Origin of the sequence: Maricaulis sp. (genome assembly GCF_039978735.1) — a bacterium.
In the GTDB taxonomy this organism is placed as follows: Bacteria; Pseudomonadota; Alphaproteobacteria; order Caulobacterales; family Maricaulaceae; genus Maricaulis.
In genome coordinates, this window is record NZ_JBDWAS010000057.1 from 30,602 (window position 1) to 53,173 (window position 22,572).

Here is a 22,572-nt window from a genome sequence, read left to right on the forward strand (position 1 = left end):
TCAACCCTCGACATATTCCGCATCGTACTCGATCGGGAAGTTCACCGACCGGGCTATGAAGCAGAAGCGGTGCACCTCCTTGTGCAGCGCGTCGGCTCTTGCCGTGTCGGTTCCAGGCTCCACCGAAATTCGCGGCCGCAGCGTTGCTCTCAGGAAACGGCCCGACCCGTCGGGCAGCGTCTCGCCCACCCCGTCCGGATTGTCCTCATACCCTGTCACCACGATCCCCGCCGAACTGGCGAGGTGCAGATACCAGAGCATGTGGCACGCCGACAGCGCACTGAGGAGCATGTCTTCCGGGTTGGGCAAACCGGGGTCGCCACCCAGCAGCGGATCGTTGGAACAATGGATGACCGGCTTGCCGGGTGTCTCCACATTCCAGGTCCGGTCATACCCCTTGTAGGTCCGCGTTCCCTCGCCCCGGTCACCGGTCCAGACGATGCGGGTAGTGTAGACGTGTTCCCGGCTCATGCGATCGGCTCCCTCGTTTGTCCCGGATCCGGCTGTCCGCTAGCGCAGAAAGCCACGCCGGTGCAGATAGGCGAGCGCGCATACCGCCACAAGATGGCCGATGAGATGGATGTAGCCGCTGAGATCATTCGCCATTTGGGGGATCGACGTCATCATCACCCAGTCTGCGATACCCGGCACCAGGCAGAAGACGAGAAGCGGCAGGGCCAGGCGAGCCCGCAGGACCAGCGCGATGAAGGCCGCAATGAAGCTGGCGCAGGCCGCAACGAACACGGCCTCATGCAATATGGTGGTCTGGCTGTAATACCCGTAGGCGTCAAAAGCGATGAGGTCCGGCGGCCAGATATTCAGGCGAACCGCAATGTCGACAATGCCCCAGAACGCGTAGGACAACGCCTGACGGCCCACCAGCACAAGCGCAATCGCGAAGACGACCCAATCGGCCCGCTTCGACCTGAGAAAGTGCAGGATGGGCATCGACTTCGCCTGAACGCCTTCCTTTTGCGCCTTCACGTGTCAGCCAACGCTCAGAGGCGGCGGAGGGGGCGGAGGCGGTGGCCCGTCCTCATTGTCCTCGACATGTTTGAGAGGAAAGTCCTTGCGCAGGATGGGCGAGACCAGGGTGTGATCGAAGCGGAAGTCTTCGACCATGTCCCGCAGCTCCGTCGGCGCCCGGCCGGTCTTCGAGGCTTCGGTTCCGCGATAGAGTGCATAGAGCTTGAGATAGTTCTTGTCGTCGCGCGACAGGGAGGTGTCGTCGAGACGTCCGCATATCGTGACCAGACGCTGCAGCCCCGCGCGGCGCTTGCCAGCCTTCAACTCGATCATCGCAGTCGCCAGACCAACCTTCCAGCCCATATCGGCATAGTGGGTCCTGGGCGCGGCGGACAGCGCCTTGCGGGCGGACTGGACATCGTCAGCCGACAGGGCCTGCATGGCCTCGCCAACGGCGCGGTCGGCAGCGCGAATATCCTCGCGGATGGCTTCTTCCGTCTTGCGGCCCGAAAACATGGGCTGTGTCCACCTGTGCAGCGTGCGGCGAGTCTATCAAATAGCGCGCCAAAACGAATTTTCACAGGCTGTTAAAGCGGATAATCGCCGGTCCGAGAATGACAACGAACAGAACCGGCAGGAAGAACACAATCATCGGCACGGTCAGCTTGGCCGGCAGCGAGGCGGCTTTCTTTTCGGCCGTCGCCAGACGCATGTCGCGATTTTCCTTCGCCATGACCCGCAGGGCCTGTCCGAGCGGTGTACCATATCGTTCCGCCTGAATCAGGGAGGTACATACAGCGCGCACACCGGGGTGGTTGGTGCGCTTGCCGAGGTTTTCGTAGGCGGATCGCCGGTCCTGGAGATAGGACAGTTCGGCCGTTGTCAGGGACAGTTCTTCCGCGAGCTCGATGGATTGAGACCCGACCTCAGTGGACACCTTGTGAAAGGCCGCCTCGATCGACATCCCCGATTCCACGCAGATCAGGAGCAGGTCGAGTGCGTCCGGGAAGGCCCCCATGATCGATTGCTGACGTTTCTGGGCGGCGTTCTTCAGATAGACGTTCGGCGCATAATAGCCGAGCAGGCCCAGACCGAAGGCCAGACACCAGCGGGTGATCGTCGGAAGACCGAAATCATTGATCATGAAGACGTAGGTCGCCGTGCCCGCGAACAGGATGATCGGCGAGGCCAGACGGAAGAAATAGAAGGCGACGGCGGGCTTGTTGCCGCGCAGGCCGGCCTGCTGCAGCTTGTCCTGCAGGTCGGGGTCCTCGAAGGCCTTCTGCAGGTTCAGCGCATCCACAACCTTGCGCATCAGGCCCTTGGCCTCGGCGCCGCGGATCGAACTGTTGCGGCCGGACTGCTCCATCGCCTCACGGCTCTTGCGGCGCAATTCCTCACGGCGGTTGCGCACGCCCTTGATCCGCTTGTCGAGGGAGTTCGTGTTCATGGCCGGCGCGGCCAGCGTGACGATCGTCGCGAATACCAGCGCGGCGGATATCATCATCACCAGATTTTCCGGCGAGATCAGGAAGTCACGGATATCGGCGAAATCGAGCCCGAACATGACGCCCTCAGATCTTGAAATTGATCATGCCGCGCATGACCATGATGCCGAGGAACATCCAGAATGCGCCGCCCAGCAGCATCAGCTGCCCTGTCGGATCCTGGAACATCTGGCCCATATAGGACGGTGTCGTCGCATAGACGATGCCCAGCACGGCAGGCGGCAACGACCCGATAATGAAAGCCGACGACTTGGCTTCAGACGAGAGCGCGCTGATCTTCTCGCGCATCATCTTGCGCGACCGCAGCACGGTGGCGAGATTGCCCAGGGTTTCGGCGAGATTGCCGCCGGTCTTCTGCTGGATCACCAACACCGTGCGAAAGAAGTTCACTTCGGGCAGCGGCATGCGTTCGCACATCCGGTCGAGCCCGTCCGCCAGCGTCACGCCGACAGCGGTTCCCTCGACCAGTTTCTCGAACTCCGTGCGGACAGGTTCCGGAGACTCGGTCGCCAGGATTTTCAGACACTCGTTCAGCGGCAGGCCGGACTTCACGCCACGCGTGATAACATCAAGCGAGTTGGCGAACTCGGCGGTGAATTTCTTCTGCCGCCGGCCGCACAGGAAGCCCAGCCACCAGCGTGGCAGACCGAAGCCGCTGATCAGCGTGATCGCTGCGAGAACCAGCAGGTTCTGACCCGTGATGAAGGCAACCAGCGCCCCCGTGAGCGCTGCCCCGGCCGAGATCATCCAGAAGACGCTCGGCGAGAACGACATACCGGCCTGGCGGATACGCGCCTTGATGGTCAGCGACTTCTTGCGCTGGTCGCGCTGGCGCTGCTCCATGTCCTTGAGGGATTCCTGGACCTGGCGTTTGCGCTGGGCAGCCTGGTCGAGCGCCGCGGTCTGGCGCTTGCCCCGGACGAGCTGGCCATCGCCCACCGCCCGGGTAATGCGCTTTTTCGACTGGGCGTCGCCCATCGAACCGACGGCTACCCAGCCGACACCGCCGACGGCGACAAAGGCCGCAACAGCTGCAAGCAAAAAGGCCATGTCCGGATTCATGCGTCAGGCCTCCGCTGCGTCGAGTGCGTTGGCGAGTTCGCGCTCCAGACCGAAATAGCGGGCGCGGTCCCAGAATTTCGGACGGGCGATACCGGTCGAGGCGTGCTGGCCGATGATCCGGCCGTGCTCGTCCTCACCCTGGATCTCGTACAGGAAGAGGTCCTGGGTGACGATGACATCGCCTTCCATGCCGACCACTTCGGTGATGTGGGTGATCTTCCGCGAACCGTCGCGAAGACGGGCCGCCTGCACAACGACATCGATCGAGCCAACGATCATTTCGCGGATCGTCCGCGTCGGCAGGCTGTAACCGCCCATGGTGATCATGGATTCGATCCGTGACAGGGCCTCGCGCGGCGAGTTGGCGTGCAGCGTGCCCATCGAGCCGTCGTGACCGGTATTCATGGCCTGCAGGAGGTCAAAGGCTTCCGGGCCGCGCACCTCGCCGACGATGATCCGTTCCGGACGCATACGCAGACAGTTTTTCACCAGATCGCGCATCGTCACCTGCCCCTGGCCTTCCAGGTTCGGCGGGCGCGTTTCCAGGCGCACGACGTGCGGCTGCTGCAGCTGCAGTTCCGCGGCGTCCTCACAGGTCACCACGCGCTCGTCTTCTTCGATGAAGCCGGTCATGCAGTTCAGGAGTGTCGTCTTGCCCGAACCGGTACCGCCGGAGATCAGCACGTTGCAGCGGCTGGCGCCGATGATTTCGAGAACCTTGGCGCCTTCCGGCGTGATGGAGGCGAACTCCACCAGGTTCTTCATCGTCAGCTTGTCTTTCTTGAACTTACGAATGGTCAGCGTCGGACCGTCCAACGCCAGCGGCGGCGCGATGACGTTGACGCGCGAGCCGTCCATCAGGCGCGCGTCACAGATCGGCGAGCTTTCGTCGACCCGGCGGCCGACCTGGCTGACGATCCGCTGACAGATATTCATCAGCTGGGCGTTGTCACGGAAGCGGATATTGGTCCGCTCGACCTTGCCGTTCACTTCGATGAAGACGTCGTCGGCCCCGTTGACCATGATGTCGGCGATGTCGTCGCGCGCCAGCAGCGGCTCCAGCGGACCGAAGCCGAGCACATCATTGCAGATGTCCTGGAGCAGCTGTTCCTGCTCCGCGATCGACATGGCGACATTCTTGATCGAGATGATCTCGGTGACGATGTCGCGGATTTCTTCGGCGGCAGTCTCATTGTCGAGACGGGCCAGCTGGCCCAGATCGATCGTGTCGATCAACGCGTTGAAGATCGTCGTCTTGATCGCGTAATACTCTTCCGACCGGCCATTGTCGGCAGGCGGACGGGCCCGGGCGGCTGCAGCGGCCACAGCCGCCGGCCTGGAAGGCTTGGGCGCCTGGAAGGTCTGCACAGACGGTTTCGGCGCAGCCTTGGCTGCGGGCTTGGGCGCGGGAGCAGGCGCACGACGACGTTCGGCGCCCGCATCGCTGCGAGGCGCCTCCTTGACCTCCGCCGGCGGCGGGGTCGGTGTCGTCGGTTGGGTGGTGGGACCTCCGGCGCGCTTGCCGAACATGGCTGACTAGCCTCCGAACATCTTTCCGAACAGGGAACGCGAACGCTGCGGCGTACTCGCACGACCGCTGACCAGACCGGCCAGGTGGGTGAAGCCTTCCGCCGCCTTGGACTTGGCATCGAGCTCGGTGATCATCTGGCCGTTATTCGCCGCCTTGCCGAACAATTGCGGCTCGAACGGCAAGACGAGGGCCGGCTGGGTGCCCAGCGCTTCGGCGAAATCCTTGACCGGAATTTCAGGACGCTTGGGCATGCCGGCCATGTTGATAACGACCTTGGGCGGCTCGTCATTCGGACGCGCGCTGGTGATCAGGTCGAACAGGTTCTTCGCATTGCGCAGGGATGCCAGGTCCGGCGTCACCGTGACCACGACCTGATCGGCGCTGAGCAGTGTCTGCTTGACCCAGGGCATCCAGATGTGCGGCAGATCGAGCGCCATGAAGGGTGCCTGGCGGCGAACCTTGTCGAGCACGATCTCGTATTCGGACGGCGAGAATTCCCAATCCTTGTCGAGCGTGGCCGGTGCCGAGAACAGGCTGAGCCGTTCCGTGCAGCGCACCAGCAGGCGATCGAGCAGGGCATCATCCAGACGGTCGGGCTCGGCCAGGGCATCGCCCAGCGTCTGGGCCGGATCCTGGTTGAAGTCCAGGCCCGCCGTTCCGAACGACAGGTCGAGATCGACCAGAACAGCGTCGGTCTGGATGCCTTCGGTCAGGGCCCAGGCGCAATTGTGCGCGACGGTCGACGAGCCCACGCCGCCCTTGGACCCGATAAAGGCGATCGACTTTCCGGCGAAAGGCTGATCGGGATCGAGGAAAAGCTCCGAGATCGTGCGGATCAGGTGCAGCGGCGTCATCGGCGGCACCAGATACTCGCTCACACCGCGCTTCATCAGCTCGCGATAGAGACCGATATCGTTCGCGGCACCGACGATGATCACCTTGGTGTCCGCATCGCAGACGCCGGCCAGCTCCTCGAGCTGGTCGAACAGGCCCCGCCCGCGCATGCCACTCTCGACAATCAGCAGGTTGGGCGTTGATTCATCGTGATAGCGTTCGATTGCAGCAGGCAGACCGCCGAGTTCGACCGTGACATGCGCTTTCGCAAGACGGCGGTCGTTGCCGGCATTGTGAACCAGAGCGCCGGTTTCAGGGCGTTCACAGAAGGCGGCTACGGTGATGCGCGGCACCGGCTGGTCGGAGACCTCGCCATCGACCTCGCCATAGAAGGCACCGCTTGCTCCGACAGGCGCGACTTCGTCGTGCATGCCGTCATACTCGGCCGCGCTCGGATCGAAGGTCGCGCGCGGTGCGGGGCTGGCCGGATAGTCGCTGTCGTCGAAGGCGTCCTCGTCTTCGAGATACGGGTCATCGCCGTCATCATCATAGGCAGCGCCGAAGCCGCCTTGCGGCGCGTTCATGGGCGGCGCAGGGCGCGCCGGGGCCGCCTCGCCGAGCAGCATCCGCTCAACGTCTTCGGCCTCCAGGAACGGATCATCCCCGTCATCCATGAGCGGATCGGCCCTGAGGGCTCTGTTTGCGTCGTTCATCATTCGCGCCTTTCGCCCCCTAGTTTTCGTTGACTTCCGAGACCGCACCGCTCTCGTGATCGGAACGCTCACTCGCGGTCGATTCCCCAGCCCGATACGCATCAAGCACGGTCTGCCGACGGCCCGTATCTGCCACCCCCATGGTTCTCGGCGCGACCAGATCGCGCGGATCGGCGATCATGGCGGCGAGATTGGCTGCCATCGCGCAGCCAAAATTGCTGTACGCCTGATTGTCGCGCTCGACAGCGAGATTGTCCCAGCTGGTTCCGCATTCAGGTGCGACCGCCGCATAGCGGCGGAACGAGAAGATCACCTGCCCGTCCATCCCGCCCCGGGCGTCATACGCACCGCCGACGATCTGGCGCCAGTCAATGCCCTGCTCGTAGAGAAAGGTCCGCGCCTCGGCGATAGCGCCAATCGCGGCGTCCTGGCTGCCGCCGCCCTGAGGATAGCTGATTACGAGCGGGCCATGGCCACGCGCCTTGTACTCGCTGGCGATCGCTGCCAGCTGGCTGCGCTGCTGCCAGGTCAGACCATTGTCGCGCGGATCGATCATCATCTCGCTGCGGAATGTCTCCGCAATGGCGGTTGCGCGCGGCAGACCGACATCGGCACTCGGGGTCGACGCGCAAGCCGTCAGGGCGGCAAGCGAAGCCAGGGCTGCGAAACTTGTACGGAACGCCGTCATGACCAACTCCACCTACTCGAACAGATAGCCGACCGGACCGGACCAGGACTGGTCGCCGGCATCCGAACCGGGCACGGAATAAACCTGGTTGATCCGGTTGAAGAGGAAGGCTGTCGCCTCGTGCGGCGTGCGATAGCCATCGGCCGGAGTATTCAGCTGGTTCGGATTGGCCGGATCAACCAGATAAGGCGTGACCAGCACGACCAGTTCGGTTTCCTGGTTCTCGAAGTCGCGCGAGCGGAACAGCGTGCCCAGAACCGGCAGGTTGCGAACACCCGGGACGCCGTCGAGATTCTGCCGTGTCTCTTCCTGGATCAGGCCAGCCAGAACGAGGCTGCCGCCGGAGGGAAGTTCCACTGTCGTCTCGGCCCGGTTCACATTCAGTGCGGGGATCGTCAGGCCGGGCACGGTGCCGATCACTTCACCGGCATCGTTCACAACCAGGCTTTCCTGGGCCGTCAGCGCACCCTGCGTTGTCAGCTCAGAGACCTCTGTCGAGATGCGCAGGCTGATGCGGCCTTCCGAAAGGACGACCGGCGTAAAGCCCAGCCCGACGCCGAACGGCTTGTATTCGATGATGACGTTGCCGTCGCGGTCGCGGCCGACCGGAACCGGGAATTCGCCACCCGCCAGGAAGTTGGCCGATTCACCCGTGATCGCAGTCAGGTTGGGTTCGGCCAGCGTACGGACCAGACCAACCCGCTCCATTGCCTGCAGGAGGGTCGAGACATCGGTTACGCCTGTGGGGTTCCCGCTGGTCCATTCCAGCAGGGCACCCATTCCGCCCAGGAAGGACCCGACCTGCGAGAATTGCGGCTCCGTTTCGACCTGGAAACCGAATTCGCCAGTGTTGCCGCCCGCTGTCAGATTGACACCAAGCTGGCGAACGATGGTCCGGCGCATCTCCACGATGCGCACTTTCAGCATCACCTGCTCGCGCGCCTGGACCGAGATCATGGACAGGATGTTCTCCGGATCGTCGACCCAGCGCTGGGCAATCCGCAAGGCCGCATCGGCGTCCGAAGCACTCGGCACCGAGCCGGACAGCACGATGTGGTCATTCATCGCCTCGGCCTGGACGCGCGCATTCGGCAGGAAACGCTCCAGCGCGTCCTGCAGCGGCGCCAGATCGCGTTCGACGCGCAGGTTGAGATCGAGGATCAGCTGACCGTCGGCGTCGAAGAAAAAGGCATTCGTCTGGCCGATACCCATACCCATCAGATAGGCCCGGCGCGGCGTCCGCACGACAGCGTCGACGACTTCGGGATTGGTCACCAGCACATCGGCAACGTCGACCGGCAGATGGACGACTGCAGCCTTGGACAGCGGCAGATCCAGATTCTGCGAGACCGGGCCATCGCCAGGCTCGCGGATGTAGACCTGCATGGTGTTGCCGCGTTCAGTACCAGGCGCCTGGGCCTGGACCGGAGCGGCAACCGCTATCGCGGCGAGAAGGATCAGGGAGCGGATCATCGCGTCAGTCCTCACTCGTCTCCGGCCAGCGCGATTTGCTGGGCATGGCCGTAACGGATCAGCGTCACCTGGTTCGTGCGCGGTGACAGGCTTTCGGTCATTCCATCGGCGTCAGCCATTTCGCCGCCGGTCACAAGAACAGGACCGCCTTCATTGTCCGTCAGGCTGCGCAGCACGAGGGTTACCTCACCGCGCGCAACCGCGACGGCGACGGCGCGTGCCTGGTCCGGGGTCAGCTCGAGTGTGGCGGTATCGCCGACGACATTTTCCTCACCCTCGCCATCACCGAACATTTCGTCGATGGCCAGGACGCGCGCATTTTCCACGATCGTGCGGGCAACGAATGCCCGACGGCCGCCGCGGGCGCCTTCCCCGTCATCCTCGAAGGAGACGATGACGTCGACGCGGTCATTGGGAAGAATGAAACCACCGGCACCACGCTCGGCCGAGATCGGCACGGCCACAGCACGCATTCCCGGCGACAGGACAGCTGCCATGAAGCCGGCATCGCCGGGCTGCACCAGGCGGCGGCCGGTTATCGGCTCGCCCTGGGCGATCGGTGCGCGAACAACGGAACCGGCAAAATCCTCGATACCCTGTCCCTGGCCTTCGACGATATAGCCGTTGGAAACCGCCTCTTCGGGCCAGGCTTGCCAGTAAAAATCACCAGCGCCCACGCGCGCACCCGTCGCCAGGTCGTTACGTGCCGCCAGGATGCGAACAGCCGGGCGCTCTTCCTGGACCTGCACGACCTGCGGAGCATCGGACCCCGACATGGCCTGCTTTACGAAGAAGGCCACGGCGATCGCTGCGATCGCGGCGGCGGCAAGAATGGCAATACGGACAGCGTTCATGGGACGCTTCGAACCTCTTGGGCGCACGAATACGCCCCACAGGAGAAGCCGAATTCCTCAAAGTCGCGTTAATGCTATCCGGACAATCCGTTTGAACTCCGGATTTTTCCGCATGTGCCGGTAATTCCGGATGATTCGCTTGCACGGCAAAGTTTATCTTGCCCGGGCCTGAGGTACTCAGACGGCCGCAAACAGCGTGCTTCCGGGCAAGGTCCACAAGGCCCCAGCGGCGATCGCGATTCCATAGGGAACCGGAGCGCCTTCCGCGATCGCGGTTCGGGCGACCCATCCGGCCGGAAGGTCGAAAACGGGAACCATGCGGCGGATGCCGATCAGCAACAGGACCAGAACACCGCCAGCAAGCGCGGTGTGGAAAGCAAAGGCCGCCAGATCCGTCCACCCCATCCAGAGCGCGGCCGCAGCGATCAGCTTGGCGTCACCGCCGCCGATCCAGCCCGGCGCGAAAAGCGCGAATCCGAAGACGAGGGCAACAAATCCCGCGAGGACATGCAGGCCGGCATCGGCCCAGCCAAGTCCGGCCGCCACGGCGACCAGCGGAAATCCGGCGGCGATGACGCCGCACAACCAGTTGGGGATCGTAAAGCGCACCGCGTCGGAAAACGCGGCGGCCACCATCAGGCCGGCAAAGGCAAGCAGCAGGATATCGGTCAGCATGGTTTCCCTCCTGGTCGAGGGCGATACTGCTGCAAAGGCCTTAATATCGGGTTGGCGACACAACAAGTCTGCCCAAGTCGCGGCCGGACAAGTGAAAAGAAAAAGGGCCGCCCTTTCGGGGCGGCCCTTCCACTGCGTGAAGCAGTGTTTGACGTGTCTTAGTTGACCGCGTCGGAGACGGTTTGGAAACCGCCCTGGATGCCCGTGCCGAGCGTGGTCACGGCGCCGATGATGACGACGGCGATAAGGGCGGCAATCAGACCGTACTCAATCGCGGTGGCGCCAGATTCGTCTTTGAAAAAGCGAGAAACGAGTTTCATTTTTCTACTCCCGTGTAGGTACCTCACCATCAGGAGCCGATCCGTCCCGACCCCTCCTGAACGAGGCCCATCAAACACGAGAACGCTTTCAGTTCAGTAAAAATACGTGCTTAATAAAATCTGTACGAACACCAATCTTCGCTATAGTTAACATTGAAATAACAATACCGTCCGATTTCAAAAACAAATACGCACAGCGCCGTTTAGAAAAGATTCAGACGCGCGCGCGAGACTGGAGGCCATGTTCAGCTGACCGGGACGGAGTGCCCATCATGTTCTACAGGACCGCCGCCGCATTCACCTTGGCCATCGCCTGCACGATGCCGGCAGCTGCCAACGAACTTTCTGTCGCCGTCGAGCATGCGCAGGTCGTGCGCCTGCCCGGCGAAGCCTCTGCCATCGTGATCGGCAATCCCTCGATCGCAGATGCCCTGGTCCATGATGGCCGCACGCTCGTTGTCACGGGGCGCCTGCAAGGCCGCACCAATGTCATCGCCCTGGATCGCGTCGGACGCATCATCTACTCGCGCGAGATCGTGGTGACCAATCCGGTCGAGGGTCAGGTCGCCTATTTCCGTGGTGCCAACCGCTACACGCTCTCCTGCGGCGACGTTTGCGAGAACGTGCCGCGCGTCGGCGACGAGGACGAGCGTTTCAACCAGCTTACCGGTGCCCAGCAGGCCCGGCTCGGGACGGCAGAGGCCGGACTGGGCAGTGGCGGCGGGCAGCCGCAACAATAGTCCCGGTCACGGAGAGGCGTGATGAAGCTATCGGACCTCCTGGCCGGACAAGGGTTTGCCGCCCGGCGCACCCGTGCCCTTCTGCGCCGCTTCGCCCGCAATCGCTCGGGTGTGGCTGCCGTCGAATTCGCGATGATCGCGGCGCCGTTCTTTTTCCTGCTCTTTGCGATGATCGAGATCGCAGCTGTCTTCTTCCTTGGCTCGGTTCTCGAAAACGCCGTTCTCGAGACCGCCCGCGACATCCGCACGGGCCGCGCCCAGTCCTCCGGCATGTCCCAGGCTGCGTTCCGTACTGCCGTATGCGACCGTATTGTGGTGCTGGGCACCTGCGACAATGTCGAGATCGACGTGCGGGTCTTCGAGGACTTCGACAATGTCGACCAGTCCAGTCCGGTCGAGGACGGCGCCATCAACACGGATGATTTCGGTTTCGATCCCGGCGATGCCGGCGACATCGTGCTGGTCCGCGTCTTTTATCGCTGGCAGCTGCTGACGCCGGGCTTTTCCGGAGCCCTGGCCAATATGAGCGGCAACCAGCACCTGATCACGGCAGCCACCGTTTTCCGCAACGAGCCTTTCGATGACTAGTTCGCCGATTGCCCGCCTGCACCGCTTCTGGCGTGACTGCCGAGGCCTCTCGGCTGTCGAGTTTGCCCTCATCGCACCGGTGATGATCCTGCTCTATCTCGGTGCCGTCGATCTCAGCCTGGTCCTGTCGATTGACCGGAAAGTCACAAGCGCGGCCAGCGCCCTTGCCGATCTCGTCGCCCAGGACGACATCATCACCGATGACGAGATGGTTGAAATTCTCAATGCCGGCACCGTCATTCTTGCGCCCTTTGACCCGACACCCATGCAGATCCGCGTGTCCAGCGTGATGATGGACAATGGCGGAGACGTCGAGGTGCAATGGTCGGACGCACGAGGCATGTCGCCCTATTCGGAAGGAGCCGGTGTGGCGATACCCGGAGGCATCCTGCAGCCGAACCGCTCCATCATCATGGTCGAAGTGAATTACGAGCACGAGACGCTGTTCAGCGAGCTCGGCATGTCGCGCTTCAACCTGAATGAAGCCTTCTATCTGCGGCCGCGGCGCTCGCTTGTCGTGTCACGCGAATAGCGCGGCGATCCGGGGCGGCAACTCCCCGCTGCCCAGCGGCACCCCGTCCAGCGAGACGACCGGCACTGCGCCAATAGCGGCATTGGTGACAAAGACGGCATCGGCCTGCATCAGTTCGCCGAGCTCGTGGTTTCCCGCCTCGACGGGAATGGAATCGAGAATCTCGGCCCGCACGGTTCCGGCCAGCACACCGCAACGCAGATCCGGCGTGAAGACTTCCTCCCCGCGCGTCCAGAACAGGTTGGCACAATCGCCGCCGGAAAGATTGCCCCGGGTATCGAGCAGAAGCGCCATGTCGGCGCCGGCGCCGCGAGCCTGCCGCCGCGCCTGCAGATTATCCATATAGCTCAGCGTCTTGTAACGTGCCGCAATACTCGCCGGAGACCGCCGGATCTCACTCAGCGCCAGTCGGTATTGCGCCGGCGGCGGCGTGAAAGGCGCCGCGGACAGGGCCAGAGACGGGATGATCTCGTCCGGCCGGTCAAGACCGCGCGGCCCCGGCCCGGCGGTCAGGGTCAGGCGCACCACCGCATCCTTCAGTGCATTCTCGGCAACGAGCTCGGCAATGAGGCCCGCAATGCCCTCCGCGTCCTTCGGACCGGGCAGGCCGAGATCGGCGCAGCTGCGCGACAGCCTTTCCATGTGACGGTCAAAGCGCAGCACTTGCCCGCGCACGACGCGCATGGTCTCGATCAGCCCGTCGCCGAGCAGTGCCCCCCGGTCATTGAGCGCCCAGGCCTTGCGGGTCTCCTCGATCCAGTCGCCATCCTTGAATGCAATACCGCTCATTCCGCCTCCACGCCGAAAGCCCGGCGCAGGGCCGAGGCCTTGGTCAGGGTTTCCTCGTATTCTGCCTGCGGATCGCTGTCGGCGACAATGCCTCCGCCCGACCGCACACTGGCCCGCCAGCGCCCGCCAGACCGGCGCAGCGCCGCCGTGCGGATCATGACGTTGAGATCGAGCGCAGCAGCCCCCTCAGTCCAGCCGAGTGCCCCGCAATAGGGACCGCGCGGTTCGCCCTCGAGTTCGCTGATGATTTCCATCGCCCGGACCTTGGGTGCGCCCGTGATCGAGCCCGGCGGGAAGCTGGCGGCCAGAAGATCGAAGACATCGTGATCCGCGGCCAGCTCGCCTTCGACGACAGAGACCAGATGGTGCACATTTGCGTAGCTTTCCAGTTCACATAAGTGCGGCACACCTACACTGCCCGACCGACATACGCGTGACATATCGTTACGCATCAGATCCACAATCATCAGGTTCTCGGCGCGGTCCTTCGCGCTGGCCGACAGTTCGGCGGCGAGCGCGGCATCGGTGTCCGGATCGGCCGCGCGGCGGCGGGTGCCCTTGATCGGCCGCGCCTCGACCCGGCGGTCCCGGACCTTCAGGAACCGTTCCGGCGAATTGGTCAGCACCACCCGGTCGGCGTCGAGCCGGAGAAAGGCCGCATGCGGCGCCGGACTGGCCGAACAAAGGCGGCAAAAGACCGCCCAGGGCGTGTCCTCCTCCGCCAGTTCGATATCGAAGGCCTGGGACAGGTTGACCTGGAACACATCGCCGGCATGGACATAATCGCGGGCCCGGCGGGCGGCGTCGAGATAGCGCTCACGGCTCCAGCGCGGTTCAAGCCGGGCACCCGTGACAGGGGGAACCGGGACGGGTTCGCCCGCCCCCAGCGCGCCGGCAAGGCGGTCGATCGCGGCAGCGGTTTCACCGTGAACCCGGCAGGTCCCGGCCTCCCGGTCGAACTCGGCCCAGGCGGGATAGCGGGCCATGGCCAGCATCGGCCAGCGCGGATCGGGATGCGGCAGGCGTTCGAAGGCGGCAGCGAGATCGTAGCCGAGAAGACCGGCGTGAAGCCCGCCCCGCGTTCGCGCGGAGTCAGCCAGCGCGTCGAACCCGGCCCGGCCCTCGCCGTCAAACACTGCGTCCGGAAACGCAAAGATCCGCGCCCGGCCATTGCGGCCGTCGTGCAGCAGGAGGGCATTCGGTTCGCCGGCCAGCGGCGCAAAGGCCGCCAGCGGGTCCCGCCAGGGCAGGTCGATCGATTGGCCCGTCATGTCATGCGCGCCATGGCCGCTCTCAGGACGTCAGCCAGCGTTCGCGCAGCGCCTGGCGCTCGGCTTCGGTAATCCCGAGCTGGCCGGCCACATAACGGTCGGTATCGCCCATGGTGCGGAAGGCCTCGGCGAGGTAGTCGGCATCCACGCCCAGGAAAACCTGCATCATGGCGGACGGCATGGCCTGGCCATACTGTTCCAGGGAGCGTTCCTGGATGCGCGGAATCAGGCTGTCGAAATCCACCGCTTCATTGGTCAGCAGATAGTCCGCCATCACGGTATCCCGGTTGACGCCAAGCTCCTCGAGGATCAGGGCGCAGAATATCCCCGTCCGGTCCTTGCCGGCAGCGCAGTGAACCAGGAAACCGCCATCCGCCTCGCCCGAGGCCAGCGCCCGGTAGCCTTCGCGATAGACTTCCTGATTGCACGCCTCCATGGGGATGCGGCGATAGGCCGACAGCATGTAGTCGCGCACGGCTTCGGGCGTATGGACGCCCTTGCGCATGAAGGCCAGATGCGGCGGCTCGCCGGCATCGCCCAGATCCGAGGCGATCACACGGACGGCCATGTCTTCCGGCCAGGCCGAGGGTTCGTTGGTGCGCTCGCGTGCCTTGCGCAGATCGGCGACGACGCGGATGCCCAGCTTGCGCATGATTTCCAGATCGGCCGCGGTGGCCCGGCTGTGATGGCCGGAGCGGTAGAGACCCTCGCGCACCTTCGCGCCGCCGGCTGCGTCATAGCCGTGGAAATGACGAAAATTATGGACGCCTTCAAGCGGTGTAATCCGTGTCATGCCATGGAGGTACGCAATCCGCACCGCCGCGGCAAGAGGAGCATCAGGCGTGCAATCCGCACCTCGCAGGCGGCCAGCGCAGGATCAGCCATTCTGCGACGAGGAGATTGCCGACCCAGCACAGCCAGGCGGCGATGCCGTAGGCGGCGGCGAATTCCATGTCCGCCGCAACGGCCAGCAGGAGTGTTTCTGCCCGCAGCGTCACACCGGAGAAGGCGAGTGCATAGGAGCGGATCATCCAGCGGCGATGCTGCAGGAGATCGCCGGCGATGACGGCCCGGATACCGGTCGCCGTCGCGATGAACCAGAGCACCGCGAGCATCGCGAAGGCCGCCTTGTTGGATGGTGGGCCGAAAGCATGACCGGACAGCGCCAATCCGCTTGCAGACGCGCTGACGACGGCGAGTGCGTAGACCCAGCCATTGGTGCGATGCAGGACGGGCCGGCGTTCACGCAGGCCGCGCAGGAACTGGACCGGCCCGGCCAGCAGCGCCAGCATGCCGCCCGCCACATGCACCAGCAGCGCCGTGCGATTGGCCGCGTAGACGGCGCCCTGTTCCTCGAACGGGTAAGCATCGGCCGAAACCATGAAATAGCGCATCGACACGGCACACACGGCCAGCGCGGACAGAAAGACGAGCGCCAGCGCATATCGGCGAGGAAGTGCGGACATGATTGTCTCCGGTGAACAGAGCGTGATCAGGTGAAGTGGGTACCGGTTCACCGGTTCGATCACGTGACCGCTCAAATCGAGCGTGATCAGGTGAAGTGGAAACCGGTTCACCGGTTCGATCACGCGACCACTCAGGATTCTGGAGCGGAGCGATTCCGCAGGAAACGATCCTGCTCCAGCGGCGCGGGGCGGTCGCAGACCGGCCCCGCCCCGGCGGATCAGAAGCGGACCATCAGTCCCAGAAAGGCGCCATAGCGGGCATCCGCATCGATGATCGGGCTGTCACGGCCGGTATCCGGTATGGCCTCGACCTCGATCGCGCCGACAATCGCGACGCGCTCGGTCAGGGCATAGCGCCCCATGGCCGCCATGAAGGGCGCAACACTATCATCGGCAGTGTAGGCGGCGCGGCCGGGCCGGACTTCATCGGCGTAGATGCCATACATATAGGTGCCCAGATCGCTGTCGCGCCAATAGGCCCCGGCCTCCGCCGAGATCGCGAAGCGCGGCGTCAGCGCCGTCTCCGCTTCAACCGACAAGGTGACTTCCTGCCCTTCATGCTTGCCGGAAAGGTCTGCGAGATACGCCAGGGATACGGTCACCGGACCGCTGGCGGCGGACACACGAAAACCGCCATCGACGGCAATGTCGCGCTCGATGTCTTCCAGCCCGGCGACATCGCCAGGTTCGGCAAACTGCCAGCGCGGCGCGATCAGCGCTTCCAGCCGGAACGCCTCGCCGCGGTAGAGCGCCACGGCGGCTCCCTCGGGACTGACCGAGAGCCAGTCAGTCTCATAGGCGATGTAGGGGATGGCCGTGACTTCGACATCGTCATCGGCGCCCAGATAGGGATTGGAGTTGACGACAACGCCCAGACCGGCCGTCCAGCGGGGTTCGGCGTCCTGGGCGGAGGCCACAGCCGCCAGGCAAGGGAAAGCCAGTCCGGCCGCGAGGGCCATGGCCGGGAAGCAAGCGGATTTCATGATCGGATACACCTTATACAGTTCGGGGGATGGCCCGCTGCACCAGGCTGGGGAATTGGGAGCTGGACGGTGCGGCGGGCCGCCCGTCTTGTGCCGTGCCTTCGCGGCCGGGTCGTCCGGACGGTCACGCCGGGACGCGGGAATGTCCGGACGCTCACGCCCGGACATGGCCGGCAGACCTATTCTGCCGGTGAAGCCTCGATCCGCGGCAGCCCGTCCGGCCAGTCGGCGGCGGGCTGGCGGCGCCAGGCGCTGGGCGTGGTGCCGGTATGCTTGCGGAAGGCGGCATTGAAGGTGGAGCGGGAGTTGAACCCGGTCTCGTGCGCCACATCCAGCACACGAGCCCCCTCGCCCAGACGCCGGCAGGCATCGGCAATCCGCCAGGCATTCACATAATCGAAGAAGTTGCGGCCCAGCCGGTCATTGAGCGTCTGGGAGATATAGTTCTGGGAGACCCGGATCGTGTCGGACAATTGCCGCAGCGAGAGCGCCGGATTGCGGTAGAGATGCTGCTCGCGCATGGCGTTTTCGATCCGGGCGGCGATCCGGTCCATGCGCTGCGCGTCCAGCGCCGAGCGGGTGTATTTCGCCGCCTCTGCCAGTGGCGGAACAGTGCGGGCAGGAAAGATCTCGCCCTGGCGGATGCCGAAGAAGGCGAAGGCAAACACCCATCCCATTTCCAGAATGCTGGCCAGCGGGCCCTGCCATTGCGGCACCTGGTCGTCGAGCCGCCAGAGCGTGCTGGCCGCCCCCCAGATCCAGGCTGCCGACAGGACCAGCAGGACCGCCCGCACCCAGTTCAGCGACTTGTCCTCGATATTGGCGAACAGGTTCCGCAGGCTGCGCATGTGCGCCAGGAGCCCGCGGAAGGCGAGAACCAGGGAGGCCAGTGCGATCACCAGGAAGAGGACGCCGAGAATGGCCGGGACCGCTGACGCGATCGTATCCGGCGCATCGCCGCCTGCGAGCATGGCCAGCTTCTCCTCACCCGGGCGCAGGAAGAAGGGCAGCGCGATCAGATAGCCGGCCGGGACCGGCCAGGCGTAGCGGGCAAAGCGCACCGGCGTCATCGGCGGGCGCTCGGCAGCGGTCATGTCGCGGACATAGAGCAGGATGGCCGGTCCGATGATCACGATAAGCGGCCACGCCAGGGCGATGCTCCAGGGATGCAGCGCGTATCCGCCTGCATGCATGTAAAGCTCGTCGAGCTCCGAGACAGCGGTCGCCAGGAAGAAAAGCGCCAGTCCCAGCGTGCGCATCCGGGCATCATGATCGCGGGACAGGAGCAGGAGTGCGGCAAAGCCTGCAATAGCGGCCGTCATCGCGCCGATCACGATCTGCAGGAAGTCCAGCGCTGACAGATCAAGCGGCACGTACTGACCGAGCATTGGGAGTACCCCGGGACGTTTCGCGCGGCGTGATCGCCGCGACCGGCCTAGTCGAGCCCGGCCTCGCGCAATTCTTCGAGCAGCTGACGATACTGTTGTATCAGGAAGCGCTCCTGTGAGGCCAGCTCGCCAAAGCCGATCTGGGTAAAGCGCAGGCTGGCCTCGAGGTCCTGCTCTCGCATGATCTGCGGCCCGGCAAACAACAGTTCGACGATCTGCCGCCAGGTGGCTTCCACGCCACTGGCCTGCATGCCGTAGACGCGCGCCGTTCCGGCCACGACGGCATAGGGCAGCACGTCCAGCCGGCCATGCTGCTGGGCGTGTTGCCAGGCGAAGCTGGACAGGCCGGGCGCGTTGACGCCGCGCGGCATGAGTTCGCCGAACTCGTCGAAGGCGACACCGCGGACGGGTTCGCCGGCCGCCGCGATTTCGGCGAGGCGTTCGTCGATGCGCTCGACCACGCCTTCGTGATAATCCACCACGGCTTCCAGCTGGGCGATATTGGTCTCGATCTCGGCAACCACACGGCCCATCGCCGCCTCGGCCGCACGCCGGTCGGAAACATCCTCGCGCCATTCATTGACGACAAAACCGAGCACCACCGCGAACACGATGAGTGCGGCCTCGATGACCGCACGGCCCAGCCAGGCCCGGGCGGAAGAAGTCTTCGACATGGAGCGCCCCCTCGCAAGCATGGGGACATCTACCTGCGGTACGTGTCCCCGTTGCCGTCTCTTTTACCGGGACACGTACCCGAGGTACATGTCCCTCTTTTCACCGGAAGGGCGGCTCGTCGAAACTGCGCAGCTTGCGCGAATGCAGGGCCGAACCCTCGTCGCGCTTGAGGATCTCGATCGTCTCGAGACCGGCGGCGAGGTGTTCGGAGACCGAACGCTGGTAGAAGAGATTGGCGGCGCCGGGCAGTTTCAGCTCGCCATGCAGCGGCTTGTCGGAGACGCAGAGCAGCGTGCCATAGGGCACCCGCATGCGCAGGCCGTTGGCGGCGATGGTGGCCGATTCCATATCCAGTGCGATAGCGCGCGACTGGTTGATGCGGCGCGACTGGGCGGCATAGGTGAGTTCCCAGTTGCGGTCGGCATAGGTCGCCACAGTGCCGGTGCGCAGGCGCGCCTTCAGGGCATCGCCGCTATCGCCGCTGACATTGGCGACGGCCTCTTCCAGCGCGATCTGGATTTCCGCGATCGGCGGGATCGGGATCTCGATCGGCAGCGCCTCGTCCAGCACCGCGTCATAGCGCAGATAGGCGTGGGCCAGGACGTAATCGCCCAGGCGCTGGGAATGACGCAGGCCCGCGCAATGACCGATCATCAGCCAGCATTGCGGGCGCAGCACGGCCAGGTGGTCGGTGATGTTCTTCGCATTCGAGGGACCGACACCGATATTCACCAGGGTGATGCCGCGGCCGCCCGGCGCGATCAGGTGATAGGCCGGCATCTGGAAACGGCGCCAGGGCGCGCCTTCCACCAGGGCGTGGGCATTGGGCGTGTCGGCATCGACGCGCACATGGCCGGCCGCCGAGAAAGCCTCGTAGTGATTGTCTTCCTTCAGCTGGCGGATGGCCCAGGCGGTGAAGACATCGACATAGCGGTGGTAATTGGTGAACAGGATGAACTGCTGTGTGTCCTCGTAGGGCGTGCCGGTATAGTGGCGCAGCCGCTGCAGGGAATAATCGACCCGCGGCGCCTCGAACAGGGAAAGCGGTTTCACCTCGCCCGGCACCGAGGGCCGTTGACCATTGGGCAGGTCGTCATCGATCCGCGAGAGGTCGGCATAGGGGAAGTGGCGCACCAGCTCGGCCGGCGTCACCGCATTCATGTCCAGATCGTCGGCGCCGTCGAGCACGTAGGAGAAGGGAATCTCCACCTGCGACGGGCCGGTCTCGATCGTGATCTCGTACTGGTCGGCCAGCAGGGTGAGCTGTTCGATCAGATAGGCGCGGTAGAGCATCGGATGCGTGATCGTGGATGCGTAGACGCCGGTATCGGTGAATTTGCCGAAAGCGCGGCTGACCGGTGGCGGCGGGCCGTCCGGCAGATAGGTGACCCGCAGCTCGGGATAAACAAAGGCTCCGGACTTGCGGTCCTGGTCCGATGGCGGTTTTCCGCCGGTCAGGAAGGTTCTCAGGGCTGTCTGGAGACGTTCAACGGAAGCCTGGTAGAGCGCATCGAGCTGCTCCACCGCTTCCTCGGGGCTGTTCGCAACCGTAAAGACTGTCATCGCGCACCTCATGCCCCAATTCTTGCGGGGGGTAAATCTCCCAGATCACGAAATATCGGCGACAGCGCGCCCTCCCCCCTCGCCTGGCAAGGGAAAGCATTCACAAAGCGTTCAGCTCTGGCGTTTCATCGTGCCCGCTGGAACAAGCACGGGGGCGTCCATGTTTCTGGTTTTCAACTTCAAGGATCTGAGCAATGCGGTCCTGACCCTGGTACAGCTGCTCATCCTCGCGATGATCTTCATCGTCTTTCCGTTCTGGTTCCTGCAGACGCTCATCTATCTGGCCACATCGAGCGGCTGGTATCTCGTCGCCGGCCTGGTCCTCCTCGTGGGTGGCTTCTTTTTCGCCCTGATGAAGAAGCAGATGATGCTGGCAACCCTGCTGGGTATCGCCAGCCTGGCCATGGCCGTTTGCGTCTTGGTGATCGGCCATAACATGCGCACCAATGCCATTGAGTTCGGCTCGCCGCGCAATGTGCTGTGGGTGGAGAGCCTGGACGCGATCTACCCCTATCCGGTGTGCCGCAATGAATGCGTCACCTTCCGCCCGATCCTGCCGCCGGCAATCCGGGCCGTCACGGACGGTGCAAGGCTTGATGAACGCCCCTACCACAATTTCGGCTCCCGGGCCCGCAGGCGCTACGACTCCATCGAGCTGATGGACTACAGCATCAGCCCGGCCGACCTGTTCGACCGCTATATCGAGGCCGCGCAGGACGAGGGCGACTGGCTCGCCTTCCACGCCGAATGCGTGCTGGGCGACCGGCAATGCGGTGCCGATACCGACACGCTGGCCGAGGCTGCGCGGGAGGTCCGCAACCGCTATGGCATCGATGTGCCGGCCCGGATCGCCGGCCATCTCGGCATGGCGGACCTGACGCCGGAGACCATGGAGACCTCGGCCGAATTCGCCGCTGCCTGTCACGCCGATGCGCCCTGCCGCAGCGTGATGGCAGGGATCAGCTGGCCCGTCATTATGGGTGCCAGTTCAGGCCGGCCTGTCGTCGTCCACACCCAGCGCCGCCGCGATTAAACAGAACCGCAGGCCGTTGGCGGACGCCACCAATGGCTTTAAGCACGGACGCCTGACACAAAAGGATGGCGTCATGACGCAGGCCCGGACCTTCCACGACCGCGTTGCGGTTTCGCTCGGCGATCACATTGCCCGGATCGAAATGATCCGCGAGGACAAGCTGAACGCGCTGGACCCGGCCATGTTCGACGCGCTGATCGAGGCGGCAGCCTGGCTGCGCGAACAGCGCGAGGCGCGGGTGGCGATCCTGTCCGGCCGGGGCCGGATGTTCTGCGCCGGGCTGGATTTCGGCAGCTTCGCCGCGATGGCGGGCGAGGACGGGACAGCATCGACCGCGCTGGAGCCGCGCACGCACGGTCTGTGCAACACGCCGCAATACGCCGCCTATGCCTGGCATGAAGCGCCGGTGCCCGTGATCGTGGCGATCCAGGGCGGCGCGCTGGGCGGCGGGCTGCAGATCGCGCTGGGCGGCGATATCCGCATCGCCGCGCCAGACGCCAAGATCGCCATCGCCGAGACGCAATGGGGCCTGGTGCCCGACATGTCGGGCATGGCCCGCGTGCGCCGCCTGGTGCGCGACGATGTCCTGCGCCGGCTGACCTATACTGCCGAACGCATCGACGGCACCCGGGCCAGCGAGGCCGGTCTTGTCACCGAGGTGCACCCCGATCCGCAGGCCCGCGCCCTGGAGATCGCGCAGCAGATCGCCCATCGCAGCCCCTCGGCCATCCGCGCCTGCAAAGTGCTTCTCAACGGGCTGGACGATGCCAATGCCGGCGAGATCCTGGCCGCCGAGTCCCGCCTGCAGCAGGCGATCATCGGCCAGCCGAACCAGGTCGAGGCCGTAATGGCCAATCTGGACAAACGGACGCCTGATTTTCGGGATTAGCCAGCATGGAAAATGCGCATGGCAGGCATGC

25 protein-coding genes are annotated in these 22,572 nt (G+C 64.4%); 5 read left to right on the forward strand and 20 right to left on the reverse strand.

What is annotated here, in order from left to right; all coding sequences use genetic code 11:
• The 12 genes from ABJO18_RS16960 to ABJO18_RS17015 all read right to left on the reverse strand — a co-directional run bounded on the left by ABJO18_RS16960 (position 1) and on the right by ABJO18_RS17015 (position 10,624).
• Positions 1-471 (reverse strand): OsmC family protein, encoded by a 471-nt coding sequence (locus ABJO18_RS16960; RefSeq protein WP_348509334.1) that lies wholly within the window; start codon positions 469-471, stop codon positions 1-3.
• A gap of 39 nt (positions 472-510) precedes the next feature.
• A complete protein-coding gene (locus ABJO18_RS16965; RefSeq protein ID WP_348509335.1) occupies positions 511-948 on the reverse strand; it encodes a hypothetical protein in 438 nt (145 codons plus the stop codon).
• A 39-nt stretch (positions 949-987) separates the two neighbouring features.
• Positions 988-1,482: a hypothetical protein gene (locus ABJO18_RS16970; protein WP_348509336.1), complete on the reverse strand. Its 495-nt coding sequence runs from the start codon at positions 1,480-1,482 to the stop codon at positions 988-990.
• 61 nt (positions 1,483-1,543) lie between these two features.
• Complete coding sequence (locus ABJO18_RS16975) at positions 1,544-2,533, reverse strand: type II secretion system F family protein (protein WP_348509337.1); 990 nt, start codon at positions 2,531-2,533, stop codon at positions 1,544-1,546.
• Positions 2,534-2,540: 7 nt separating this feature from the next.
• A complete protein-coding gene (locus ABJO18_RS16980; protein ID WP_348516026.1) occupies positions 2,541-3,536 on the reverse strand; it encodes a type II secretion system F family protein in 996 nt (331 codons plus the stop codon).
• Positions 3,537-3,539: 3 nt separating this feature from the next.
• Positions 3,540-5,066, reverse strand: coding sequence for a CpaF family protein (locus tag ABJO18_RS16985; protein ID WP_348509339.1), 1,527 nt, complete (start codon positions 5,064-5,066; stop codon positions 3,540-3,542).
• 6 nt (positions 5,067-5,072) lie between these two features.
• Positions 5,073-6,575, reverse strand: coding sequence for an AAA family ATPase (locus ABJO18_RS16990; RefSeq protein WP_348509340.1), 1,503 nt, complete (start codon positions 6,573-6,575; stop codon positions 5,073-5,075).
• Positions 6,576-6,633: 58 nt separating this feature from the next.
• A complete protein-coding gene (locus tag ABJO18_RS16995; protein WP_348509341.1) occupies positions 6,634-7,302 on the reverse strand; it encodes a CpaD family pilus assembly protein in 669 nt (222 codons plus the stop codon).
• A gap of 12 nt (positions 7,303-7,314) precedes the next feature.
• Positions 7,315-8,775, reverse strand: coding sequence for a type II and III secretion system protein family protein (locus ABJO18_RS17000; protein ID WP_348509342.1), 1,461 nt, complete (start codon positions 8,773-8,775; stop codon positions 7,315-7,317).
• Positions 8,776-8,786: 11 nt separating this feature from the next.
• Entirely contained in the window at positions 8,787-9,629 is an 843-nt protein-coding gene (cpaB, locus tag ABJO18_RS17005) for a Flp pilus assembly protein CpaB (RefSeq protein ID WP_348509343.1), read from the reverse strand.
• A 177-nt stretch (positions 9,630-9,806) separates the two neighbouring features.
• Entirely contained in the window at positions 9,807-10,304 is a 498-nt protein-coding gene (locus tag ABJO18_RS17010; protein ID WP_348509344.1) for a prepilin peptidase, read from the reverse strand.
• 158 nt (positions 10,305-10,462) lie between these two features.
• A complete protein-coding gene (locus ABJO18_RS17015; protein ID WP_348509345.1) occupies positions 10,463-10,624 on the reverse strand; it encodes a Flp family type IVb pilin in 162 nt (53 codons plus the stop codon).
• A gap of 272 nt (positions 10,625-10,896) precedes the next feature.
• Between ABJO18_RS17015 and ABJO18_RS17020 the strand changes: the two genes are divergently transcribed.
• From ABJO18_RS17020 to ABJO18_RS17030, 3 genes are read left to right on the forward strand one after another with little or no spacing between them, the layout of a single operon-like run.
• A complete protein-coding gene (locus ABJO18_RS17020) occupies positions 10,897-11,364 on the forward strand; it encodes a pilus assembly protein N-terminal domain-containing protein (RefSeq protein ID WP_348509346.1) in 468 nt (155 codons plus the stop codon).
• A gap of 21 nt (positions 11,365-11,385) precedes the next feature.
• On the forward strand, positions 11,386-11,952 hold the full coding sequence (locus ABJO18_RS17025; RefSeq protein WP_348509347.1) for a TadE/TadG family type IV pilus assembly protein: 567 nt from the start codon (positions 11,386-11,388) through the stop codon (positions 11,950-11,952).
• Entirely contained in the window at positions 11,945-12,484 is a 540-nt protein-coding gene (locus ABJO18_RS17030) for a TadE/TadG family type IV pilus assembly protein (protein ID WP_348509348.1), read from the forward strand. Before ABJO18_RS17025 ends, ABJO18_RS17030 begins: the two co-directional genes overlap by 8 nt.
• Here the strand turns inward: ABJO18_RS17030 and ABJO18_RS17035 are convergent.
• The 8 genes from ABJO18_RS17035 to ABJO18_RS17070 form a co-directional block, all read right to left on the reverse strand.
• A complete protein-coding gene (locus tag ABJO18_RS17035; protein WP_348509349.1) occupies positions 12,473-13,273 on the reverse strand; it encodes an aminotransferase class IV in 801 nt (266 codons plus the stop codon). The genes ABJO18_RS17030 and ABJO18_RS17035 overlap by 12 nt on opposite strands.
• On the reverse strand, positions 13,270-14,544 hold the full coding sequence (gene pabB, locus ABJO18_RS17040; RefSeq protein WP_348509350.1) for an aminodeoxychorismate synthase component I: 1,275 nt from the start codon (positions 14,542-14,544) through the stop codon (positions 13,270-13,272). Before pabB ends, ABJO18_RS17035 begins: the two co-directional genes overlap by 4 nt.
• 22 nt (positions 14,545-14,566) lie before the next feature.
• Positions 14,567-15,337: a tyrosine-protein phosphatase gene (locus ABJO18_RS17045; RefSeq protein WP_348509351.1), complete on the reverse strand. Its 771-nt coding sequence runs from the start codon at positions 15,335-15,337 to the stop codon at positions 14,567-14,569.
• A 43-nt stretch (positions 15,338-15,380) separates the two neighbouring features.
• Positions 15,381-16,010 (reverse strand): DUF2306 domain-containing protein, encoded by a 630-nt coding sequence (locus ABJO18_RS17050; protein ID WP_348509352.1) that lies wholly within the window; start codon positions 16,008-16,010, stop codon positions 15,381-15,383.
• A 218-nt stretch (positions 16,011-16,228) separates the two neighbouring features.
• Positions 16,229-16,993, reverse strand: coding sequence for a MipA/OmpV family protein (locus ABJO18_RS17055; RefSeq protein ID WP_348509353.1), 765 nt, complete (start codon positions 16,991-16,993; stop codon positions 16,229-16,231).
• A 179-nt stretch (positions 16,994-17,172) separates the two neighbouring features.
• A complete protein-coding gene (locus tag ABJO18_RS17060; protein ID WP_348509354.1) occupies positions 17,173-18,381 on the reverse strand; it encodes a helix-turn-helix domain-containing protein in 1,209 nt (402 codons plus the stop codon).
• A gap of 47 nt (positions 18,382-18,428) precedes the next feature.
• Positions 18,429-19,055, reverse strand: a complete 627-nt coding sequence (locus ABJO18_RS17065) for a hypothetical protein (RefSeq protein ID WP_348509355.1) — start codon at positions 19,053-19,055, stop codon at positions 18,429-18,431.
• 100 nt (positions 19,056-19,155) lie between these two features.
• The gene (locus tag ABJO18_RS17070) at positions 19,156-20,619 is read right to left on the reverse strand and encodes an AMP nucleosidase (protein ID WP_348509356.1); all 1,464 of its coding nucleotides are present in this window, start codon (positions 20,617-20,619) and stop codon (positions 19,156-19,158) included.
• A 160-nt stretch (positions 20,620-20,779) separates the two neighbouring features.
• Between ABJO18_RS17070 and ABJO18_RS17075 the strand changes: the two genes are divergently transcribed.
• Both ABJO18_RS17075 and ABJO18_RS17080 read left to right on the forward strand, forming a co-directional pair.
• Positions 20,780-21,652, forward strand: a complete 873-nt coding sequence (locus tag ABJO18_RS17075; protein ID WP_348509357.1) for a DUF308 domain-containing protein — start codon at positions 20,780-20,782, stop codon at positions 21,650-21,652.
• Between the two features lie 73 nt (positions 21,653-21,725).
• Positions 21,726-22,541: a crotonase/enoyl-CoA hydratase family protein gene (locus tag ABJO18_RS17080; RefSeq protein WP_348509358.1), complete on the forward strand. Its 816-nt coding sequence runs from the start codon at positions 21,726-21,728 to the stop codon at positions 22,539-22,541.
• Positions 22,542-22,572: the final 31 nt, after the last annotated feature.

Excerpts from the sequence above, each read along its gene's own strand:
- ABJO18_RS16980 (WP_348516026.1), bottom strand. The coding sequence starts at position 3,536 with ATGAATCCGGACATGGCCTTTTTGCTTGCAGCTGTTGCGGCCTTTGTC.
- ABJO18_RS17080 (WP_348509358.1), top strand. The coding sequence starts at position 21,726 with ATGACGCAGGCCCGGACCTTCCACGACCGCGTTGCGGTTTCGCTCGGC.
- ABJO18_RS17035 (WP_348509349.1), bottom strand. The coding sequence starts at position 13,273 with ATGAGCGGTATTGCATTCAAGGATGGCGACTGGATCGAGGAGACCCGC.
- cpaB (WP_348509343.1), bottom strand. The coding sequence starts at position 9,629 with ATGAACGCTGTCCGTATTGCCATTCTTGCCGCCGCCGCGATCGCAGCG.
- ABJO18_RS17025 (WP_348509347.1), top strand. The coding sequence starts at position 11,386 with ATGAAGCTATCGGACCTCCTGGCCGGACAAGGGTTTGCCGCCCGGCGC.
- ABJO18_RS16990 (WP_348509340.1), bottom strand. The coding sequence starts at position 6,575 with ATGGATGACGGGGATGATCCGTTCCTGGAGGCCGAAGACGTTGAGCGG.
- ABJO18_RS16960 (WP_348509334.1), bottom strand. The coding sequence starts at position 471 with ATGAGCCGGGAACACGTCTACACTACCCGCATCGTCTGGACCGGTGAC.
- ABJO18_RS17050 (WP_348509352.1), bottom strand. The coding sequence starts at position 16,010 with ATGTCCGCACTTCCTCGCCGATATGCGCTGGCGCTCGTCTTTCTGTCC.
- ABJO18_RS17055 (WP_348509353.1), bottom strand. The coding sequence starts at position 16,993 with ATGAAATCCGCTTGCTTCCCGGCCATGGCCCTCGCGGCCGGACTGGCT.
- ABJO18_RS17030 (WP_348509348.1), top strand. The coding sequence starts at position 11,945 with ATGACTAGTTCGCCGATTGCCCGCCTGCACCGCTTCTGGCGTGACTGC.
- ABJO18_RS17075 (WP_348509357.1), top strand. The coding sequence starts at position 20,780 with ATGTTTCTGGTTTTCAACTTCAAGGATCTGAGCAATGCGGTCCTGACC.
- pabB (WP_348509350.1), bottom strand. The coding sequence starts at position 14,544 with ATGACGGGCCAATCGATCGACCTGCCCTGGCGGGACCCGCTGGCGGCC.
- ABJO18_RS16965 (WP_348509335.1), bottom strand. The coding sequence starts at position 948 with ATGCCCATCCTGCACTTTCTCAGGTCGAAGCGGGCCGATTGGGTCGTC.
- ABJO18_RS17000 (WP_348509342.1), bottom strand. The coding sequence starts at position 8,775 with ATGATCCGCTCCCTGATCCTTCTCGCCGCGATAGCGGTTGCCGCTCCG.
- ABJO18_RS17010 (WP_348509344.1), bottom strand. The coding sequence starts at position 10,304 with ATGCTGACCGATATCCTGCTGCTTGCCTTTGCCGGCCTGATGGTGGCC.
- ABJO18_RS16975 (WP_348509337.1), bottom strand. The coding sequence starts at position 2,533 with ATGTTCGGGCTCGATTTCGCCGATATCCGTGACTTCCTGATCTCGCCG.
- ABJO18_RS16985 (WP_348509339.1), bottom strand. The coding sequence starts at position 5,066 with ATGTTCGGCAAGCGCGCCGGAGGTCCCACCACCCAACCGACGACACCG.
- ABJO18_RS17060 (WP_348509354.1), bottom strand. The coding sequence starts at position 18,381 with ATGCTCGGTCAGTACGTGCCGCTTGATCTGTCAGCGCTGGACTTCCTG.
- ABJO18_RS17045 (WP_348509351.1), bottom strand. The coding sequence starts at position 15,337 with ATGACACGGATTACACCGCTTGAAGGCGTCCATAATTTTCGTCATTTC.
- ABJO18_RS17020 (WP_348509346.1), top strand. The coding sequence starts at position 10,897 with ATGTTCTACAGGACCGCCGCCGCATTCACCTTGGCCATCGCCTGCACG.
- ABJO18_RS17065 (WP_348509355.1), bottom strand. The coding sequence starts at position 19,055 with ATGTCGAAGACTTCTTCCGCCCGGGCCTGGCTGGGCCGTGCGGTCATC.
- ABJO18_RS16995 (WP_348509341.1), bottom strand. The coding sequence starts at position 7,302 with ATGACGGCGTTCCGTACAAGTTTCGCAGCCCTGGCTTCGCTTGCCGCC.
- ABJO18_RS17070 (WP_348509356.1), bottom strand. The coding sequence starts at position 20,619 with ATGACAGTCTTTACGGTTGCGAACAGCCCCGAGGAAGCGGTGGAGCAG.
- ABJO18_RS16970 (WP_348509336.1), bottom strand. The coding sequence starts at position 1,482 with ATGTTTTCGGGCCGCAAGACGGAAGAAGCCATCCGCGAGGATATTCGC.
- ABJO18_RS17015 (WP_348509345.1), bottom strand. The coding sequence starts at position 10,624 with ATGAAACTCGTTTCTCGCTTTTTCAAAGACGAATCTGGCGCCACCGCG.